The sequence below is a fragment of the Cupriavidus basilensis genome, assembly GCF_008801925.2.
Classification (GTDB): Bacteria; Pseudomonadota; Gammaproteobacteria; order Burkholderiales; family Burkholderiaceae; genus Cupriavidus; species Cupriavidus basilensis.
The window spans coordinates 1740189-1760142 of sequence record NZ_CP062804.1; the positions used below are offsets into that span (position 1 = coordinate 1740189).

General features: G+C 65.8%; 18 protein-coding genes. 9 read left to right on the forward strand and 9 right to left on the reverse strand.

Features of this window, described 5'->3' with window-relative positions; translation table 11 throughout:
* Positions 1-82 precede the first annotated feature (82 nt).
* Complete coding sequence (locus F7R26_RS28590; protein WP_150985471.1) at positions 83-1033, forward strand: LysR substrate-binding domain-containing protein; 951 nt, start codon at positions 83-85, stop codon at positions 1031-1033.
* Here the strand turns inward: F7R26_RS28590 and F7R26_RS28595 are convergent.
* Positions 1014-1511 (reverse strand): Mpo1 family 2-hydroxy fatty acid dioxygenase, encoded by a 498-nt coding sequence (locus tag F7R26_RS28595; RefSeq protein WP_150985472.1) that lies wholly within the window; start codon positions 1509-1511, stop codon positions 1014-1016. The genes F7R26_RS28590 and F7R26_RS28595 overlap by 20 nt on opposite strands.
* Positions 1512-1684: 173 nt before the next feature.
* Here F7R26_RS28595 and F7R26_RS28600 point away from each other — a divergent pair, with 173 nt between their 5' ends.
* Entirely contained in the window at positions 1685-2395 is a 711-nt protein-coding gene (locus F7R26_RS28600) for a Crp/Fnr family transcriptional regulator (protein ID WP_150985473.1), read from the forward strand.
* Positions 2396-2457: 62 nt separating this feature from the next.
* A complete protein-coding gene (locus tag F7R26_RS28605) occupies positions 2458-3315 on the forward strand; it encodes an arylamine N-acetyltransferase family protein (RefSeq protein ID WP_150985474.1) in 858 nt (285 codons plus the stop codon).
* Between the two features lie 9 nt (positions 3316-3324).
* On the opposite strand, the gene F7R26_RS28610 is transcribed toward F7R26_RS28605, so the two are convergent.
* Positions 3325-4098 (reverse strand): TraB/GumN family protein, encoded by a 774-nt coding sequence (locus F7R26_RS28610; RefSeq protein ID WP_150985475.1) that lies wholly within the window; start codon positions 4096-4098, stop codon positions 3325-3327.
* 341 nt (positions 4099-4439) lie between these two features.
* Here F7R26_RS28610 and F7R26_RS28615 point away from each other — a divergent pair, with 341 nt between their 5' ends.
* The 3 genes from F7R26_RS28615 to F7R26_RS28625 all read left to right on the forward strand — a co-directional run bounded on the left by F7R26_RS28615 (position 4440) and on the right by F7R26_RS28625 (position 8142).
* Positions 4440-5204, forward strand: coding sequence for an SDR family oxidoreductase (locus F7R26_RS28615; RefSeq protein WP_150985476.1), 765 nt, complete (start codon positions 4440-4442; stop codon positions 5202-5204).
* A 200-nt stretch (positions 5205-5404) separates the two neighbouring features.
* Positions 5405-7147 carry a class I adenylate-forming enzyme family protein gene (locus F7R26_RS28620; RefSeq protein WP_150985477.1) on the forward strand — a complete coding sequence of 581 codons (1743 nt, stop codon included), beginning with the start codon at positions 5405-5407 and terminating at the stop codon, positions 7145-7147.
* 137 nt (positions 7148-7284) lie between these two features.
* Positions 7285-8142 carry an acid phosphatase gene (locus F7R26_RS28625; protein WP_150985478.1) on the forward strand — a complete coding sequence of 286 codons (858 nt, stop codon included), beginning with the start codon at positions 7285-7287 and terminating at the stop codon, positions 8140-8142.
* A 15-nt stretch (positions 8143-8157) separates the two neighbouring features.
* Here F7R26_RS28625 and F7R26_RS28630 read toward each other — a convergent pair whose 3' ends face one another.
* From F7R26_RS28630 to F7R26_RS28645, 4 genes are all read right to left on the reverse strand, one after another.
* Positions 8158-8916 carry an SDR family oxidoreductase gene (locus F7R26_RS28630; RefSeq protein WP_150985479.1) on the reverse strand — a complete coding sequence of 253 codons (759 nt, stop codon included), beginning with the start codon at positions 8914-8916 and terminating at the stop codon, positions 8158-8160.
* Between the two features lie 68 nt (positions 8917-8984).
* Entirely contained in the window at positions 8985-9491 is a 507-nt protein-coding gene (locus F7R26_RS28635; protein ID WP_150985480.1) for a CreA family protein, read from the reverse strand.
* 16 nt (positions 9492-9507) lie between these two features.
* Entirely contained in the window at positions 9508-9993 is a 486-nt protein-coding gene (locus F7R26_RS28640; protein ID WP_043355051.1) for an acyl-CoA thioesterase, read from the reverse strand.
* 192 nt (positions 9994-10185) lie between these two features.
* Positions 10186-10455: an HU family DNA-binding protein gene (locus F7R26_RS28645; RefSeq protein WP_150985481.1), complete on the reverse strand. Its 270-nt coding sequence runs from the start codon at positions 10453-10455 to the stop codon at positions 10186-10188.
* A gap of 608 nt (positions 10456-11063) precedes the next feature.
* Between F7R26_RS28645 and F7R26_RS28650 the strand changes: the two genes are divergently transcribed.
* A complete protein-coding gene (locus tag F7R26_RS28650) occupies positions 11064-12266 on the forward strand; it encodes an ammonium transporter (protein ID WP_150985482.1) in 1203 nt (400 codons plus the stop codon).
* Positions 12267-12502: 236 nt separating this feature from the next.
* A complete protein-coding gene (locus F7R26_RS28655; RefSeq protein ID WP_150985483.1) occupies positions 12503-13333 on the forward strand; it encodes a mechanosensitive ion channel family protein in 831 nt (276 codons plus the stop codon).
* A gap of 73 nt (positions 13334-13406) precedes the next feature.
* Here the strand turns inward: F7R26_RS28655 and F7R26_RS28660 are convergent, their stop codons facing one another.
* Complete coding sequence (locus F7R26_RS28660; protein ID WP_150985484.1) at positions 13407-14627, reverse strand: Bcr/CflA family multidrug efflux MFS transporter; 1221 nt, start codon at positions 14625-14627, stop codon at positions 13407-13409.
* Between the two features lie 387 nt (positions 14628-15014).
* Here F7R26_RS28660 and F7R26_RS28665 point away from each other — a divergent pair, with 387 nt between their 5' ends.
* Positions 15015-15596 carry a hypothetical protein gene (locus F7R26_RS28665; protein ID WP_241754567.1) on the forward strand — a complete coding sequence of 194 codons (582 nt, stop codon included), beginning with the start codon at positions 15015-15017 and terminating at the stop codon, positions 15594-15596.
* Between the two features lie 87 nt (positions 15597-15683).
* On the opposite strand, the gene mdoH is transcribed toward F7R26_RS28665, so the two are convergent.
* Positions 15684-18212: a glucans biosynthesis glucosyltransferase MdoH gene (mdoH, locus tag F7R26_RS28670; RefSeq protein WP_416351375.1), complete on the reverse strand. Its 2529-nt coding sequence runs from the start codon at positions 18210-18212 to the stop codon at positions 15684-15686.
* A complete protein-coding gene (locus tag F7R26_RS28675; protein WP_416351343.1) occupies positions 18209-19792 on the reverse strand; it encodes a glucan biosynthesis protein G in 1584 nt (527 codons plus the stop codon). The genes mdoH and F7R26_RS28675 overlap by 4 nt, the downstream gene beginning before the upstream one ends.
* Positions 19793-19954: the final 162 nt, after the last annotated feature.

Here is a 19954-nt window from a genome sequence, read left to right on the forward strand (position 1 = left end):
CTCCGGATGGGGCTTATTGTGCGACTGCGGCAGAGTTCGTACAATTGATAACTTCGCACCAACTTCCTTCCAAAAACGCACTATGCGCAAGGGCATACCCAGCCTCACGGCACTCCAGATGTTCGAGGCCGCGGCGCGCCTGGGCAGCTTTACCCGCGCCGCCGACGAGCTGGCGGTGACGGAGAGCGCGGTCTGCAGGCAGATCGCAGGGCTGGAAGCGCGGCTTGGCGTGCCGCTGTTCCATCGCATCCGCAAGCGCATCGTGCTGACGCCCGCTGGCGGGACCTATGCCGAAGAAGTGCGGGAACGGCTCGACCAGATCGAGCAGGTGACGCTGGATGTGATGGCCCAGCGCCCGCGCGGGCGCGCCATCGAGTTGGCCATCGGACCCACCTTTGCCAGCCAGTGGCTGATCCCGCGCCTGCCGCTGCTGGCACGCGCCCTGCCCGATCTCACGCTGCATCTCTCGGCGCGCACCGAGGCATTCGAGCTTAGTGATACCGCGTTCGACGCAGCCATCTATTACGGCGAAGGGCTGTGGCCGGGCACGCAGGGCGAGCGGATCCTGCAGGAAGGCCCGTCGGTGCCGGTGTGCAGCCCCGCCCTGCTGGGGCGCCGCAAGCGCCTGGACCTGGAGCAGTTGCTGGATTTGCCGCTGCTGCACCTGAACACCCGCTTGCGCGCATGGAGCGACTGGCTCGCCGCCGCGGGCGCGGCACTGCCGGCGCAGGCCTTGCGCGGCCCGCGCTATGACCTCTACACCATGCTGGCGCAGGCGGCCGCGGCCGGCATCGGCGTGGCGCTGATTCCACGCATTCTGATCACCGAGGAACTGGCGCAGGGGCGGCTGGTGGTGCCGCTAGCCACGCTGCCGGCGGAGATCGACAATCGCAAGGCCTATTACTACGTCCACCGGCGCGGCCTGCCTCCCGACGACAAGGTCTTGCAACTGCGCGACTGGCTGCTGGAACACGGCGCGGAACACCACGCCTCGCTGCCGGGCGCGCCGAAGGTCAATGCGCATGGGCGCTGACGGCCTCGCGGGTGTCCCGCGCCAGGCCCATGGCGAAAGCCACTTCGGCCACCAGGAACAGCGGCCCGACCAGAAGCCCGACAAGGTCATCCACAAACGCGGGCTTGCGGCCTTCGTAGTAGTGCCCGATGAACTGGATCAGCCAGCCCGCCACGAACAGGCCGATGCCCCAGGCCAGCCAGGCGCCGGTGGACAGCGCAGCGATGGCGCCGCCGGCGTAGACGAAGCCAGCCAGGATCGCCGTCATCGCCAGCCCGAACCCCGCCGACAGGCGCAGGTAGAACAGGCAGGACAGAAAATAAACGACCATCGCCGGCGTCAGGTACGCCGGACCGGCGCCAAGCGGCATGGCCGGGCGGGCCAGCAGTGTAGTTACGGCCAGCACAATCATGGGAATGCCGATGAAATGGCTGAACACATTGCGCGCGTCGCGATGATAGGCTGCGTAGTTGGCCAGGTGGTCGATCAGTGTCTTCACAGGGTCTCCTGCCGGGGCGTCGTTGTAGTTGCGTCGTTGTACTTGCGCATTTGTGGTCGCGTACTGTGGCCGCGTACTGTGGCTACGCGTTGTGGCCGTATATTAATAGGCAGCAAAAAGCCCGTCTGTCCGGTTTTTGACAGTCGGCACGAGCATCGATCAAGGAGACCATCATGCGCCTGGCAACCCGTGGCCAGCAGGAGCCGGCCCTGGATCCGCTGCGCGCCTTGCGCGGCGGGAGCTGGTTTGGCGCCTTGCCGGCGGCCATGCAAGACACCCTGCTGCGGGACGCGGCCACGCGCAGGCTGGCGGCCGGCCAGATGCTGTTTACCCGCGGCAACGCCTTTGACGGCATCTACGGCGTGACTGCCGGCACGGTGCAGATCGACACCCACAGCGAGTCTGGCAAGGCCGCCCTGATCGGTCTGCTGGGGCCGGGCAGCTGGTTTGGCGAGATTTGCCTGTTCGACGGGCTGGCGCGCACCCACGACGCCCATGCCACCAGCGCGGCCACCGTGCTGCACCTGCAGCGCGACAAGCTCTACGCGATGCTTTCGGCGCATCCCGAATGGTGGCGCGAGTTCGGCAAGCTGCTTGCCGCCAAGACGCGCGAGGCCTTTCATTATGTGGAGGAGGCGCAGTTGCTGCCGCCGCTGGCGCGCACCGGCCGCCGGCTGGTGGCCATTGCCCAGGCCTATGGCGACCTGCCCGGGCTGGAGCGCCGCTCCGTGCATATCCCGCAGGAACAACTCGGGCAGATGCTCGGGCTGTCGCGCCAGACCGTCAACCAGGCCCTGCGCGAGCTCGAGGCGCGCGGGCTGTTGCGGCTGCACTATGCCGACATCGAGTTGATCGACCTGCCTGCCTTGCTGGCGCTGACCTGACAGCGCCGCCCCGCCCGATCCCTTCAGCCTGCGCGGGCAGCGCAAACCAGACATCCATCGCCATGACCCATCTAGACGACACCCGCCTGCAAGCCTATCTCAGCCGCATCGGCCACCCGCTGCCGCGCCAGCCGGACCTCGCCACGCTAGACAGCCTGATCGCGGCACAACTGGCGCGGATTCCCTTTGAAAACGTCGACGTGTTGCTGCAGCGCCCGATCAGGATCGGCCTGGATGCGGTGTTCGACAAGCTGGTCACCAACGCGCGCGGCGGCTACTGCTTCGAGCAAAACACCTTGCTTGCCGCCGCGCTGCGCGCACTTGGCTACGTAGTCACGCCGCTGGCTGCGCGGGTGCGCTGGAACGTGCCGGAAGACGTGCCCACCATGCAATCGCACATGCTGCTGCGCGTGGAGGCCGCGCATCGGAGCTATATCGTGGACGTGGGCTTTGGCGGCCCTACCCCGTACCGCGCCATGGCGCTGCCGCAGGCGGAGCAAGCCGACCCCTCGTTCCCGTACCGCCTGTCGTGCGTGGAGGCGACAGGTGCGGTCTTTCACGTGTACGACCTGGAAGTCAAGACCGCGAGCGCATGGCTCAAGCTCTACCAGTTCGATCTTTCGCCGCAGCAGGCCATCGATTTCGAGCCGCGCAACTGGTACACCTCCACCCATCCCGACAGCCTGTTCCGCAACGCCCTGACCCTGGCGCGCTCGCAAGGCGACACCCGGCTGACGCTGATCAACGGCGACTTTGCCGTGCGCGCGGCCGATGGCAGCGTGCAGCGCCAGCAACTGGAGACGCCGGCTGCCGTTGTCCAAGCGCTGGGGGATCGCTTCGGGCTGGCGCTGGATCTTGCCAGCGAGGCGCAACTAGCGCAGCGATTGCCCGCGCTGATCGAGGCGCGCGGCAACAGATAGGCATTCGCTTCACCAGGGTTCGGGCAGCAGTTCGAGCCCAGCCGCCCCAAGCAGCGCCGGCAGCCCCGCGTCGCCCACCATGTGCAGGGCGCCGGCCACGATCAGGGTTGGCACGCGATCCGCGACCAGCGCCTGGATTTTCGGCATCCACTGCTGGTTGCGTGCGTCGACCAGGACCGCCAGCGCGTGCGGCCATTGCGCGCGGCGCTGCGCCAGCAGCGCGCCAAACGGCCCGGCCTGCCCTTGCCGCCACCAGCGCACCATATCCGCCGGCTCCGCTGCTGCCAGTTCCGGCTGCTCGGCAAAGAATGCCAGCATCGATACCTGCTCGGCCAGCGGCACGCGCTGCAACATCCGCAGCGCCTCGGTGCCGTCCTCCAGCGCATCCGTTGCCCGTCCATCGACAGCGGCGCGCGCCCACAAGAACCGATCGACACCATGCTGCGCCAGGAAGCCGTGCCTGGCGGCCACCGCGAACTGCAGATGCATCGCGGCGAACACGGGGCGCAGCCGCTCCAGTTCCGGGCCGGGCAGGCCGAAATCCAGCCAGAGCGCCCGCACCTGCGCAAGCGTGGCCGGCTGCAGATGGCGGCTGAGACTATCGCCTTGCGGGAAATACGCCGGCGCGAAGTCCGGCGCCTGGTCCAGCGCCACCTCGAAGACCACCCGCGCCGAAGCGCGGTAGGCGCGCTCCGCGGCCGGCACCAGTGCCGGCAAGGGCGCATCCAGCACGTGGATCGCCCCCAGCAGGTAGACCTCGGTATCCTTGATTTGCCAAAGCATGAAACGCTTACCTCGTCCTTTGTGGCCTGTTGCAGCCTGTTATGACCTGTTCGCCGTTTGTGGGTGCGGACATCATGCCGCTGTCTTGCCGACGTCATGCACCGAATGCATTGCCAACAGAAAATTCTCTGATAAGCCGGGCCGGCCGCCGATTTGCTTGTGGACTGAGCCATGCCTCCCAACCATAATGTACCGGCCGGTAGCACTATGGTACTGACAAGCCCCTGCATGAACCACTGTGCAGAACATGCCTGGCCGTGCTGCCAAGATGCAGATTCACCAGCGCCTTTTAAAGATCATCTGGTCCCGCCCCGCGAGGACCAGGACACCAGGAGACACGCATGTCATTGTTCGACCTGACCGGCAAGGTTGCCGTCGTCACCGGCTCTTCACGCGGCATCGGCCGCGCCATCGCTGAGCAGATGGCGGTGCAAGGAGCCAAAGTGGTGATTTCCTCGCGCAAGGCCGAGGCCTGCCAGGAAGTCGTCGATGCCATCAATGCCAAGCATGGCGCCGGCACCGCGATTGCCGTGCCCGCAAATATCTCCTCCAAGGAAGACCTGCAGCGCCTGGTCGACCAGACCAACAGCACGTTCGGCAAGATCGACGTACTGGTTTGCAACGCAGCGTCCAACCCCTACTACGGCCCGATGAGCGGCGTGACCGACGAACAGTTCCGCAAGGTGCTGGACAACAACGTCATCTCCAACCACTGGCTGATCCAGATGGTGGCCCCGCAGATGCTGGAGCGCAAGGACGGTTCGATCATCATCGTGTCTTCCATCGGCGGCCTGCGCGGCTCGCCCACCATTGGCGTGTACAACGTGTCGAAGGCGGCCGACTTCCAGCTGGCGCGCAACCTGGCGGTGGAGTTCGGCCCGAGCAACGTGCGCGTGAACTGCATCGCCCCCGGGCTGATCCGCACCGATTTCGCCAAGGCGCTCTGGGAGGATCCGGAGCGCTACAAGCTGTCGACGCAAGGCGCGCCCCTGCGCCGCATCGGCGAGCCGGTGGAGATTGCCGGCGCCGCGGTGTTCCTGGCGTCCGCGGCCAGCACCTTCATGACCGGCCAGGCCATGGTGGTGGACGGCGGCGTCACGATCTGAGCCGCCGCGCACCTGCTGTTCCCGTTCCGGGCTCGCTCCAGGGCCAGGGCGCAAAGCCCGAAGCCTGAGGCCTGAGCCGGGGCACTTCGTGCCCGCGTGCATTGCCGCCCGCATTTCCGGACAGGCGCGGCACGCGGGCAAGCTTGCGCGCCGGCATGCCAGAGCGTTGCCCATCCTGCCATGCAGTCAGGGAGGCACCGATGTCGAACAACCCGCAATCCGCTACGACCTGGCCAGCAATCAGCCTGGCCGAGGCCCACGCCCGCCTTACCGCACCCGGCGCCCCGTTCGAAACCGAAACGCGCGTGATCCGGGGCATCACCACCGTCGTCTGGAAAAACGCGCCGCCTACGCTGCGCGACCTGTTCCTGCAAGCCCGCACGTTGGGCGACAAGACCTTCGTCGTCTATGAGGACGAGCGTGTCTCGTACGATGCGTTCGCCCGCGCCGCGCTCACCATCGCGCATGCGCTGATCCGAGATGGCGTGACCAAGGGCGACCGCGTGGCGCTGGCCATGCGCAACCTGCCGGAATGGCCGGCCGTCTTCTACGGCGCCTTGCTGACAGGCGCCATTGTCACGCCGCTCAACGCCTGGTGGACCGGGGCGGAACTGGAGTACGGCCTGGCCGACTCCGGCAGCAAGATCGCCATCGTTGACGATGAACGGCTGGGCCGCATCATCGAGCACCTGCCAGGCTGCCCCGCGCTGGAGAAAATCTACGTCAGCCGCGCCGATGCGCCAGCCAGCGACACGCGCATCAGCCGGCTGGAGAGCCTGATCGGCACGCCGGACCAATGGGCATCGCTGCCCGAACTGCCGGTACCCGATGTGGCCATCGACGCCGACGACGACGCCACCATCTTCTATACGTCAGGTACCACCGGCAAGCCCAAGGGCGCGCTCGGCACCCACCGCAACGCCACCAATGTGGCCGTGGCCGCCGGGTTCAGCCCGATGCGCAATTGCCTGCGCCGCGGCGAAGCGATTCCTGCGCCCGATCCGGCCGCACCGCAAAAAGGCATGCTGCTGTCGGTGCCGTTCTTCCACGTTACCGGTTGCATGGCGGTGCTCAACGGCGCGCTGGCCAGCGGCACCAAGATCGTGTTGATGCGGCGCTGGGATGCCGTGCGTGCCATGGGCCTGATCGAGCGCGAGCGTTGCACGGCGGCCGGCGGCGTGCCCACCATCGCCTGGCAGATCATCGAGCACCCGGAGCGCGAGCGCTTCGACCTGTCGTCGCTGGAAAACGTCAACTACGGTGGCGCCCCCGCTTCGGCCGAACTGGTGCGCCGCATCAAGGAAGTGTTCCCGCATTCGGCCCCCGGCATTGGCTGGGGCATGACCGAGACCTCGGCCACCTTCACCAGCCACAGTGCAGAGGAGTATGTGGCGCGCCCCGAAAGCGGCGGCCCGGCCTTGCCCATCGGCGAGATGAAAGTGGTGGATGGGCGTGGACGCAGCTTGCCCACCGGCGAGACCGGCGAACTCATGGTGCGCGGCGCCAATGTGGTACGCGGCTACTGGAACAAGCCAGAAGCCACCGCGCAGACATTCATCGACGGCTGGCTCAAGACCGGCGACATCGCGCGGCTGGACGAGGAGGGCTTTGTCTATATCGTCGACCGCATGAAGGACATGCTGATCCGCGGCGGCGAAAACATCTACAGCATCGAGGTGGAAAGCGCGCTGTACGATCACCCCGCCATCATGGATGCGGCACTGGTCGGCATCCCCCACCGCACGCTGGGCGAAGAGCCCGCGGCCGTGGTCAGCCTGAAGCCCGGCGCACAAGCCACCGAGGCGGAGTTGCAGGCGTTCGTGGGCGAGCGGCTGGCGGCCTTCAAGGTGCCGGTGCGGATCGTGTTCTGTCCCGACATGCTGCCGCGCAATGCCAACGGCAAGATCCTGAAGTCGACACTGCGCAAGATGTTCGAAGCCTGAACCTGCACGCTGGACAAGGTCAGGGTCCCCCAGGCGGCCGTGAGCGGGAACACGGCCGCTTGCTTACCGGTACCACGCCTGTCCGACGGCGATGACGGGCACAAGCAACAGATAACAGATAACAGATGCGGATGCGGATGCCAGCAAACTCACTCACCAGACCTTTACCGCCCTGCGCCAACCGGCTCGCGGGCTTGTCCGTGCTGGGCACTGCCTTGCTCCTCGCGGGCTGTGCCGGCCAGGGCCAGGGCAGCGCCGCTGCGCCGGTGCCGGAAATACGGCCTGGCATTCTCGCCGGCTACCTGCCGGCGGATGCAAGGCCCGATAGCCTGGCCCTGGTGCCACCGCCGCCTGCGCCCGGCTCCGCGGCGCAAGCCCTGGACGACGAGATCGCACGCGGCAACCAGGCCCTGCGAGGCACGGCACGCTATCGCCAGGCAGCAATCGATGCCAACCTGAAATTCCCGCAGGCCGCTGGCGTTTTCTCATGCGCGCTGGATGCGCCGATATCGCAGGAACAAACACCCAGGCTCTACCTGCTGCTGCGCCGGACCCTGGCCGATGCCGGACTATCGACGTACGGCGCGAAAGACAAGTTTGCGCGCGCCCGGCCGTTCGTGGTCAACCAGCAGCCGAGTTGCACGCCCGCCGAGGAGGCCATGCTTTCCAAGGACGGCTCCTACCCTTCGGGGCATAACGCCATCGGCTGGGCGTGGGCGTTGATCCTGGCGGAAATCGCGCCGCAACAGTCCAATGTGATCCTGGCGCGCGGGCTGGCCTATGGGCAAAGCCGGCTGGTCTGCAATGTGCATTGGCAAAGCGATGCGACGCAGGGCCGCATCATGGGCGCAGCTACCGTGGCGCGGCTGCATGCAGACCCCACCTTCCTCGCGGATCTTGCTGCAGCCAAAGCGGAGGTTGCGCAAGCCCGTGCCAACGGGCTGCGGCCGGCCGGCGACTGCCGCGCCGAAAGCGAGGCACTGGCGATCAAGTAGCGGGAGACGCCAGGTTCAGCCGCGCCCGACGAAGGGCATCTTGGTGGCCATCACGGTCATGAACTGCACATTGGCATCCAGCGGCAGGTTGGCCATGTGCACCACCGAGCTGGCCACGTGCGCCACGTCCATCAGCGGCTCCGGCGCGATCTCGCCGTTGGCCTGAGGCACGCCGCGCGCCATGCGCGAAGCCATATCGGTGGCGGCGTTGCCGATATCGATCTGCCCGCAGGCGATGTCAAAGGCGCGGCCATCCAGCGAGAGGCTCTTGGTCAGCCCGGTAATGGCGTGCTTGGTGGCCGTGTACGGCACCGTGTTGGGACGCGGCGAGTGCGCCGAGATCGAGCCGTTGTTGATGATGCGGCCGCCGCGCGGGCTCTGCGACTTCATCAGCGCGAAGGCCGCGCGCGAGCATAGGAACACGCCTGTCAGGTTGGTGTCCAGCACCGCCTTCCATTGCGCCACGGAGAGCTCATCGATCGACACCGCCGGCGCATTGATGCCGGCGTTGTTGAACAGCACGTCGAGCCGGCCGAAATGCTCGCGAACCTGGGCGAAGAGCCGCTCCACCGAATCCGGATCGCTGACGTCGCATTGCACCGCCAGCGCCGTATGGCCCTCGGCCCTGGCTTGCGCGGCCAGCGCCTCGAGCGGCTCGGCGGTACGCCCGGCAAACACCACCCGATAGCCTGCCGCCAGCAGCGCCTGTGCCACCGCCTTGCCGATGCCGCGGGCCGCGCCCGTTACCAGCGCAACCTTGCCTTGCTCACTCATGCTGTCTTCTCCGGACTGGATTGTTGAATGGATCGTGGATCGTGGATCGTGGATCAGGGAACGGATGCCTACTTGACCGGAATCGGCGTGGCGGCCGCCACCGGCACGGCGGTCACACTATTCTGCGGGCTGCCGGATACGATGCGGTCCGAGTAGGTCAGGTAGACCAGGGTATTGCGCTTGCGGTCGACCGTGCGCACCACGTGCAGGGTCTTGAACAGGATCGACATGCGCTCGGAGAACACATTGTCCTGCTGGCGCAGCGGGCCCCTGAACGTGATCGGCCCTACCTGGCGGCAGGCGATGGAGCTTTCCGGCGGGTCTTCGGCCATGCCCAGCGAGCCCTTGATGCCTCCGGTGCGGGCGCGCGACACGTAGCAGGTCACGCCTTCGACCTGCGGATCGTCATAGGCTTCGATCACGACTTTGTCGGAGCCGGTCACGCGGAAATTGGTGCTCACGCTGCCGATCTCCTCGGCATGCGCGGCCGGCGCCAGCAGCGCAAGCGCAGCCAGAAGGCCGGTCAGGGGCCACCGCGGCCCACGGGAAACGTATTGGGAACGCCCGGATTGCATGGCCGTGCCCCCCACCTCAGGACACCGTGCCGGTGATTTCATCGTGTCGTTTTTCCATTTCCTGGCGCAGCTGGCGGCGCAGCTGGGCTGCGGCAAAGCGCTGGCGCTCGACTTCGTCGCGGGGCACCAGCGGCGGCACTTCGGCGGGCGCACCGTTGTCGTCCACAGCGACCATGGTGAAGTAGCAGCTGTTGGTATGGCGAACCAGCTTGCTGCGGATATTTTCCGTGATCACCTTGATGCCGATTTCCATGGAGCTGCGGCCGGTGAAATTGACTGCCGCCAGGAACGTCACCAACTCACCCACGTGGATGGGCTGGCGAAACACGACCTGGTCGACCGACAGCGTGACCACGTAGCGCCCGGCATAGCGGCTGGCACAGGCGTAGGCGACCATGTCGAGGTACTTGAGGATGGTGCCGCCGTGCACATTGCCGGAGAAATTGGCCATGTCCGGCGTCATCAGCACGGTCATGGAAAGCTGGTGGGACAGGTCATTCATGATGAAAATCCGGAGTCTGGAAGCGGCCGGGCCGACCCGCGGTGCAGGTCGAAAGGCTGGCGCCGACGATCGGCAGTTTAACCCGGAACGATCGTCCTGCCCTGCCCCCCGAGAACGTCGAAATGCACCCGGGCACCAATAAAAAAGCGGCCCAACGGGCCGCCTTCCTGTTTGCGCCTGGGCGCGGACTACTTATTTCTTCTTGTTCACAGCGTCCTTGAACCCTTGGCCGGCAGAGAACTTGACCGTCTTGGCGGCCGTCTCGCCAGTACGCGGATTGCGTCCGGTACGTGCGGCGCGCTTGCCGGAGCTGAAGCTGCCGAAGCCCACCAGCGTTACCGAATCACCCTTGGCAACCGCCTTCTTAATGTTGTCCAGAGCGGCATTCAGCGCGCGCTCTGCTGCAGCATTGCTCAGTTCCGCGTCAGCGGCGATGGCAGATACCAGTTCACCTTTATTCATGGCTGATTTCCCTTGTTGGTCGTCTTGATCGGAGTGTCTGCCACGCGGCAAATTACCGATCGGCGCAGTCTAATCCGCGCTTTACGCATTGGGCAATCCCCAGTGGCACCAATGCAACGAAAAAAGCCGCAAATCCTTGAGTCAAGCGCCTTTGCGGGGAATTTACCCCCCTTCTCCGCGCTTTCAAATGCGACCAGCAAGGTTAATGGTCATTCGAACGCCCGTACGTGATGACAGGCATCGCTTGACAAGATCAGGCCAGCGCGGTGTGCGCATTGCTGCCACCGAAACCGCCCGGACGGCTTGGTCGGCGGCATGGCAATGGCTTTGGATGCACGCGCCTCTCAATCCATATTGGTGCATGTAAACCGTGGGTGCACGCCCCAAATAGGGGCATCGCCTCATTTTGGCGCAGCCTCCATCTGCCGGTCACCCCCGGCGCATGTTAACCGGCTTCGCGTTACGGCTTCTCGATCCGTGCGCCGCCGCCTTCGAGCGCGACAAATCGGTGCAAATTCCACCAACACGGTGCAGATTCCGGCTTGCGGCGCCCCAGACTGGTACGCTTTTTGCGTGCGTGTGCTCCCATTTTGCGCATAGAGGATTGTATGGACAAATGGAAGAGCGGCACCGATGCCCTGTTCATCTTGCTAGGGGCGATCATGGTGCTAGCCATGCACGCTGGCTTTGCGTTCCTGGAGCTGGGCACGGTGCGCAAGAAGAACCAGGTCAACGCACTGGTCAAGATACTGGTGGATTTTGCGGTTTCCACGATCGCCTATTTCTTTATCGGCTACACCGTGGCCTATGGGGTTGAGTTCTTCACCAGCGCCCATGCACTGGCGGAAAGAAGCGGCTATGAGCTGGTGAAATTCTTTTTCCTGGCAACGTTTGCCGCCGCCATACCAGCGATTATTTCTGGCGGCATTGCCGAGCGCTCGCGCTTCAACCCGCAACTGGTGGCCACCTTCGTGCTGGTGGGCCTGGTCTACCCCTTCTTCGAGGGCATTGCCTGGAACAACCGCTTTGGCGTGCAGGACTGGATCGCCTCGGTCGCCGGCGCGCCGTTCCACGACTTCGCCGGCTCCGTCGTGGTCCACGCCATGGGCGGCTGGATCGCGCTTCCCGCCATCTTGTTGCTGGGCGCGCGCCGCGGCCGCTACCAGAAAGACGGCCGCATCAGCGCGCACCCGCCCTCGAACATCCCGTTCCTGGCACTGGGCGCATGGGTGCTGGCGGTAGGCTGGTTTGGTTTCAATGTCATGAGCGCGCAAACCGTCGACAAGATCAGCGGGCTGGTGGCCATCAACTCCCTGATGGCCATGGCCGGCGGCACGCTTGCCGCCTGGGCGGCCGGCCGCAACGACCCCGGCTTTGCCTACAACGGCCCGCTGGCCGGGCTGGTGGCGGTCTGCGCCGGCTCCGACCTGATGCACCCGCTGGGCGCCCTGGTCACCGGCGCCATCGCCGGCGCGCTGTTCGTCTACCTGTTCACGCTGGCCCAGAACAAATGGCATATCGACGATGTGCTGGGCGTCTGGCCGCTGCACGGGCTATGCGGCGCGTGGGGCGGCATTGCCGCCGGCATCTTCGGCAGCCAGGCGCTCGGTGGCATCGGCGGCGTTTCGCTCGGCGCGCAGTGCCTCGGCACCCTCCTTGGCATCGCGATCGCCCTGGTGGGCGGCACCGTGGTCTACGGCACGCTCAAGAAGGTCGTGGGCATCCGGCTTGACGCTGAATCGGAATACAACGGCGCAGACCTGTCGCTGCATCGCATCTCCGCCACGCCGGAACGCGAAACCAACTGGTAAGGCACGGCGGCGCAAAGGGGATTCACGCCCTTGCGCCACCCCGACCCCACGCTCCCACGACCCATGGCCGCGAGTGGCGCGCTGCGCCCTGCGCGGCCATTTTGTGCTTGAACTTCCGCTCGCCGCGTAGCAATAATGCGTTGCCTGCCTTCGCGCTCCGCCCCCGACGCGTCCGGGCATCCGCTGCATGATGTTCGTTGCCTGTGTACCTGCCGAGCCAGCAAGGGAGAAACGCGATGGATGCTACAACGCTGCAGAAGTATCAGGATGTCGTCGTCGCCTATGCGACGGAAGTCGGGTTCAAGGTTCTCGCTGCCCTGGTCTTCTGGGTGGTTGGCCGGTGGCTGATCCACGTCGTGGTGCGCATGGTGCAGGGGTCCCTGACCAAGCAGAAGGTCGACCCGACCTTGCTGCGCTATGTCGGCTCCATCGTCACGGTGACCCTGAATATCGTGCTGATCATCGGGATCCTGGGTTACTTCGGCATCCAGACCACCAGCTTTGCCGCGCTGATCGCGGCGGCCGGCATCGCCATCGGCATGGCGTGGTCCGGGCTGATGTCCAACTTCGCGGCAGGCGCCTTCCTGGTGGTGCTGCGGCCCTTCAAGGTCGGGGATTTCGTCACGGTAGGCGGGATCACCGGGACCGTCAGGGAGATCGGCTTGTTTGCCACCACGCTGGACACGCCAGACAATGTCCTGACCGTGGTCGGCAACAACAAGATTTTTGCAGACACAATCCAGAACTTCAGCGCCAACCCGTACCGCCGGGTCGAGCTAAAGGCCCAGCTGGCCGGCAGCACCGACGTGGCGGCTGCCGCCACCCTGCTCAAGGCGCGGCTGGCCGCGCTGCCCAACGTTCTGGCCGAGCCGCCGCCTGATGTCGAGATTCTCGAGTTCACCCTGGTGGGGCCGGTGCTCGCGGTGCGTCCGTACTGCCATACCGACCATTACTGGCAGGTGTATTTCGATAGCAACCGGGTGATCCGCGAGAGCTTTGGCGAGGCCGGCTTCGCCGCCCCGATGCCAGCCCAACTGGTGGTGCTGCAAAACAGCGCAGCCGCTTAACCGTGTATCGATGGGATGGCGCGGCCACGCTGAGCCAGGCCGCCCCGCTATCGTGGCACCACCTGCACCCGGATCATTCGGTGCCGTGCACCGTCGCGCCTGAGCGGCCAAAGGCCCGCATCAGCACGGCGCCGGTGCCGCAAACGCCCATGACCACTGCCAGCGGCAGCGCGCTGCCATCCCGCCAGAAGCTGACGGCCGCGCCGGCCAGGGTGCCCAGGGAGAATTGCAGCGTGCCCATCAATGCGGACGCGGTGCCGGCACGATGGCCTTGCTGGGCCATGGCCAGTGCCGAGGCATTCGGCAGGATGCAGCCGAGGCTGGCGATAAACACAAAGAAGCCCGTCAGCAGCACCGGCAGCGGCGCCAGGCCGGCGAGCACGGCCGCAGCCAGGGCAAGGCCGGCCAGGCACGGTGCAAGCAGCGCGCCGCGCAGGACGTGGTCCAGCGTGCGGTTGCGCACCAGGCGCGCGTTGAGCTGCGACATGCCGATCAGGCCCAATGCGTTGGCGCCAAACACGAAGCCGTAATGGGAGGGATCGATGCCATGCAACTCGATCAGCACGAACGGCGACCCCGCGATGTATGCGAACATGCCCGCCTGCGCGCAGCCGGCCGACAGCGAATAGCCGACGAAACCCCGATCTCGCAGCAACTCGCCGTAGTTCGAGAGCACGCGGCCCAGGCGCAAAGGCATGGCGCTGGCGTGGTCGAGCGATTCTTCCATGTAGCGGTGGACCACCCACAGGATCAGCAGGCTTGCGCCGCACAGCAACCAGAAGATGGCGCGCCAGCCGAATGCCGCCAGCACGGCGCCCCCGATGATGGGCGCCAGGATCGGCGCCAGCCCCATCACCAGCATCAGCGAGGAGAAGGCGCGCGCGGACTCATGGGCCTCCAGCCGGTCCCGAATGACAGCGCGTGCCATCACCATGCCTGCACAGCCGCCCAGGGCCTGCAAGAAACGCCACAGCATCAGCGCATCGACGTCACGCGCGAGCGCGCACCCGGCCGCGGCCAACGCATAGGCCAGAAGGCCGGCATACAACGGCGGCTTGCGGCCAAAGCGGTCGCTGATCGGGCCATAGAATGCCTGCCCCACCGCCAATCCGACCAGGAACGTCCCCAGCGTGAGCTGCACGCGGCCGATATCGACCCCGAGATCCCCGGCCAGCGCCGGGAAACTCGGCAGGTACATGTCAATGGAAAGCGGCGCCAGCGCGGTAAGCGAAGCGCATACCAGGAGCCAAAGCGGAAAGCGCCCGGATTGCGGGGCGCGGGTGGAGCGGGTCATCGAAACTTCCTGAGGAACAACTAGGCGGCCGGGATGGCCACCGGCGCCCAATGCGTCAGACTGGCTAACGGCGCAGCGGCACGGGAGCGGCCAAAGGCGTAATTGTTGCATAGCGTAACAAGCCGCGCACTCGGCATGCCGCGCGGCGATGATGCAGGCGCACGTCCGACCGGGCGCGCGCAACTGTGATGACAGGCCTGACGGTACCGCGGCATTGCGGCGATTCGGGCCTCGCTTCGCCGCGAAGTGGAGGAGTGCGTGGCTTTCAACGGCAGCGACGCCAAGGGTACAATGCCAGCCTGTCGGCCGCCCGAGGCGGACGATCACGCAGCCCGACGCACCGCGGGAGCCCACCCGATGGTGCGGTTCCCGGCAACGTTTTCCTGCATGAGAACAAGATACAAACTGCTTTCTGTCTGTTTTGCCCTGGCCGCCGGCGCGGCTAGTTTGCCGTGGGCGCAGCGTGCCCATGCGGCACCAGCCCCAGCCAGGGCCGCTGCCTCCGCGCCTGCCCCCGTGGTGGTGGACGAGGCCGATGCCCTGGCGCAAATGCTCAAGGGCGCTGCCACGGGCCAGAACACCGGCGCGGCGGGCGTGCCTGAATTGCTGCGCAATACCGCCCGCCCCGACAACATATTGTCGCGCGCTTGCCGCCAGCTCAACGATGCCCTGCCCATCGAGATCGATGGCGAGACACGCTTGCGCCGCTGCCAGTCGGTCCCTGGCAAACATATCCTGTTCCAGCTGGAGCTGACCAAGTACCGGGGCCCCATGCTGGACCTCGCCAGCTTCGAGCTCAGCTACGCCGCGCCGCTGCAGCGCAATATCTGCGCGAACCGGGACGTTGAAATCCTGACCAAGCTGGGCATCAGCATGATGTTCCGCTACATGACGCGCAACGAGCGCGGCGAGCGTCGCGTTGGCGACGTCTACATCAACGCCCCCATCTGCGCCACAGCACTGCGCTAAGTCCTTCCGGCCCGATCTGGCATTCCTGCCGGGATGCCGGGCCTTGCCTCCGGGAGCAGGCGCACAGGCTCCCGGGCATGACGCTACTCAGGCGAGCCTTGGACGCAACGGCACCACGTTGGCCGCGCGCCGGGGCAGCACACGGGTTTCTTTCCACCGCGCGTGCGCCTGCGGTGAACCCCATACCAGTCCATGCAACTGGGCGAGCGCAAAGGGATCGCCCAGCAACAGGTGTTTCTGGGCCGCCGACAGTGCGTCAGGGCCGGCGGTGAGGGCCTGTTGCACCAGCGCGGCGTGCTCGGCTTGCGTAGCCTGTGGCTGCACCACGCGCGGCGACGCGGTCGCGCACATCAGCGCATTGGTCACCGGGTCGACCACGGCGTCGATAAATGCCGGCGGCTCTCCCGCTGCCTCCACGTGCTTCTGCATGGCCACCATCTCGCGCGGGGGCGTGGCCTCTTCCGGCGTCACGAACAACCTGGCTCCGCGCAGCGCGCGGCCCAGCGAGACCCGCGACAGCCAGACCGAAAGCGGAATCGAGCATACCAGGGAGCCTACGATCGGCAGCAGCCACCAGACAAAATTCGGGTCCAGCCACAGCACCAGCCCGCCCCAGGCCAGGCCCAGCAAGGTGTGCATGCCGTGGCGGCGGAACGCCTCGCCCCAGGTGGTCTGCGCATCCTCTCGCGGCGGCGACTTCCAGGTAATGCCCCAGCCGCTATAGGCCGCCACCACGAACTTGGTGTGAAACAGCATCCGGACCGGGGCCAGCAAGGCCGACATCACGACTTCGATCAGCATCGACAGCACCAGCCGCAACGGCCCGCCATAGTTGCGCGAGTCCTTCATCAGCAGCAACACGCTGGCGATCTTGGGCAGGAACAACAGTGTGGCGGTCGCCGAGAACAGCGCCAGCGCCTTCTCGGGATGCCATTCCGGCCAGGTCGGGAACAGCTGGTAGGGCTGCGTGAAGTACTCCGGCGGCACCAGTGCGTGCTTGGCCAGCATGATGGTGGACAACACCAGGAACAGGAACCACAGCGGCGCCGACAGATAAGCCATCACGCCGGTGAGGAATACTGCGCGGTGCACGGCGTGGAAGCCCTGCTTCATCCACAGGCGGAAGTTCATCAGGTTGCCTTGGCACCAGCGGCGATCGCGCTTGACCTCATCGAGCAGGTTCGGCGGGAGTTCCTCATAGGAGCCCTCCAGGTCATAGGCAATCCATACGCCCCACCCGGCCCTGCGCATCAAGGCGGCCTCGACGAAATCGTGCGAGAGGATTTCCCCTGCCAGCGGGCCCTTGCCGGGCAGCGGCGCCAGCGCGCAATGCTCCATGAACGGCTGGATGCGGATGATGGCGTTGTGGCCCCAGTAGTGCGATTCGCCGAGCTGCCAGTAATGCAGGCCGGCGGTAAACAGCGGTCCGTACACGCGCGTGGAAAACTGCTGCACGCGCGCATACATGGTCTCGCGGCCCACGGCCAGCGGCGCGGTCTGGATGATGCCAGCGCCCGGATTGCCTTCCATCAGCTTGACCAGCGTGGTCAGGCACTCGCCGCTCATCACGCTATCTGCGTCCAGCACCACCATGTAGCGATAGGCGCTGCCCCAGCGGCGGCAGAAGTCCGCCACGTTGCCGGTCTTGCGCTTGACGCGATGGCGGCGCCAGCGGTAGAAGATCCGGCCAAAGCCGTTGACCGCGCGGCAGGTTTCCATCCACGCATCGGTCTCGGCGGTACGCAGGTCCGGGTTGCCGCTGTCGGACAGCACGAAGAAATCGAAGCGCGCCAGCTCGCCGGTACGTTCCATCGACTCATAGGTCGCGCGCAGCCCGGCAAATACGCGAGTCACGTCCTCGTTGCAGATCGGCATGATGACCGCTGTGCGCGCCTGCTCGGCAATGGGTCCATCCACCGCGGCTGAGCGCGAGATCAGATGGCGGTCGCCGCCTTTGGCCAGCACCAGGAAACCCATCATGGCAGTCCAGAACCCGGCCGACACCCACGAGAACAGGATGGCGAAGAGCGCCAGCACGGCGATCTCGAGCGGATCGGTGCCGTGATAGGGCAGCACCTTGGTCATGAAGTAAGTCGCCAGCGCGGTCTGCCCGGCTACCAGGCCAAGCAGTACCCATCGACGGTGCTTGCCCGCCGGGTGCCATTTGCCCTCGGCATCGGGGCCGTCATGCAACGTGTCCCAGGTCTCCGGCACTGGCGGGCGGCCCAGCATGCGCCTGCCGAGGTTGCGCAGGAAGCCGGTGACGATGTGCGGAGGCCATGCCCGCGGCACCATGGATGCGCGTTTGGGTGCGGGGCCGGTGTCGATATGCACGGTGCCGTCCGCACGACGCTGCACCAGCGGTTCGCCCGACACCTGCGGCGCGCCATAGGCTAGGTTGAGGCGGCGCCCCACCGAGCCGTAGGACGGCCCCGCCGGGGATGGCTCGCCGTCCTTGGCCGCGAGTGTGCGCTGCAGCAGATGGATGGCCGACTCCGTGTCGGCGGCGTCGCTGCCAGCGACGTTGTCAAGCAGCTCGCGACGCTGGTCGGGCGAGACAGGAACGCGATCGAGATAGCGCTCGCATGCCGCCGCCGGAGCGGCGCGCCGCTTCAGCCTGGGGGTAAGATGTAGCTCCACGTCTCGGATAGGGTTGTATTGCCGTTGCGAAGATAGCCGCGCAATTCGACCGGTTTGTTCTCGTCCTTGCGGCGCACGACCATGGTCATGCGCCAGCCGCCGGTGGCCGCATTGCGTTGCGTCGAAGTGTTCAGCAGCTCCCCGTTGCTGTCGGCCGAGATCACCGGATCGATCCGGGTATCGGCGGCCAGTTTCTTGAAGGCCGGGCCTTCAAAGTCCACCACCAGCGAAAAACTGGTGTCGTCCTGCTTGCGGCTCAGGCCCTGGCCACGCCGCGTTTGTGTCACCCACGACAGTGGCGGCTGTTTCTCGCCGTCCTTCTGCCACAGCAGGCGATATTCGAAATCAAAAGGTTGCTTGGGCTTGGGCGGGGTGTCAGGCACCCAGTACGCCACGATGTTGTCGTTGGTCTCGTCCGGGGTCGGGATCTGCACCAGCTCGACCCGGCCCGAGCCCCAGTTTCCTTTGGGCTCCACCCAGGCGCTCGGCCGCCGCTCGTACCACGCGCCAATCTCCTGGTAACTGCTGAAATTACGATCCCGCTGCATCAGGCCAAATCCTTGCGGATTGGTCGCGGCGAACGAGGTCACCAGCAGGCGCTTGGGATTGCTCAGCGGGCGCCACAGCCACTCGCCCGTGCCGAGCTGCACCGAGAGGCCATCTGAGTCATGCACCTCAGGTCGGTAGTCCGGCACCGACGATGGCTGGTTCTCGCCAAAGAGGTACATGCTGGTCAGCGGTGCCAGGCCAAGCTTGGTGACGTTCTCCCGCATGAACAAGCGCGACTTCACCTCCATGACCGTCTCCGTGCCTGGCCGGATCACGATCCGGTATGCCCCGCTCACGCGGCGCGAGTCCATCAGCGCATAGATGGTCAGTTGCTTGTCCGCCGGCGATGGCCGCTCGATCCAGTACTCCACGAAGCGCGGGAACTCTTCACCGGAATTAAGCCCGGTATCCACGGCCAGGCCCCGCGCCGACAAGCCATACCACTGGTCCTTGCCCAGCGCGCGGAAGTAGCTGGCGCCCAGGAAGGAAACGACTTCGTCCTTGCCCTTGGTGCTGTTAAGCGGATAGAGCACGCGGAAGCCGGCAAAGCCAAGCGTCTTGAGCTTGCTGGTATCGACCTTGTGCGGCCCGTAGTTGAATGCGGCCGGATCGAAGCGGATCTCGCGGGCGCTGCCGCTCACCACTTCATTGATGCGCACCGGCTGGTCGAACACCATGCCTTCATGAAAAAAGGAGAGCTCGAACGGCAGCTTGGCATTGCGCCACAGATAACGCTCAGGCTTGTACTCGATCTCGCGGTAGCGCTCGTACGGCAGCTCACGCAGCTCGCGCGGCAGATTCTGCGCGGGTGCTTTGTAAGGACTTGCGGCGAGCTGGCGCGCGCGCGCCGCCACGGTGTCGAAGTCGAACGCGTGCGCCGCCAGGGCACACAGCGCCAGCATGCCGCCGCACAACCATCTGCCGAGGCGAAGTGCGCCTGTATTCGCAGGCGCCATTGCACGGCGCTGGATAAATTCGACGGTCGGCAAGGTAACGGTTTCGGACATGAAAGCCAGTGACGGGCGTAGTTGGACGGTTGAGATCGATCAAGCACCGCAGCAAAAGGCGGGCCACCATGCGAGCGGGATGACGGAAGCAACGGCGGGATGCCGGCCAGCGCGAATCCTGGGGAAACTGTAGGGGATCTCGCTGCGCATCGTTTTTGACTT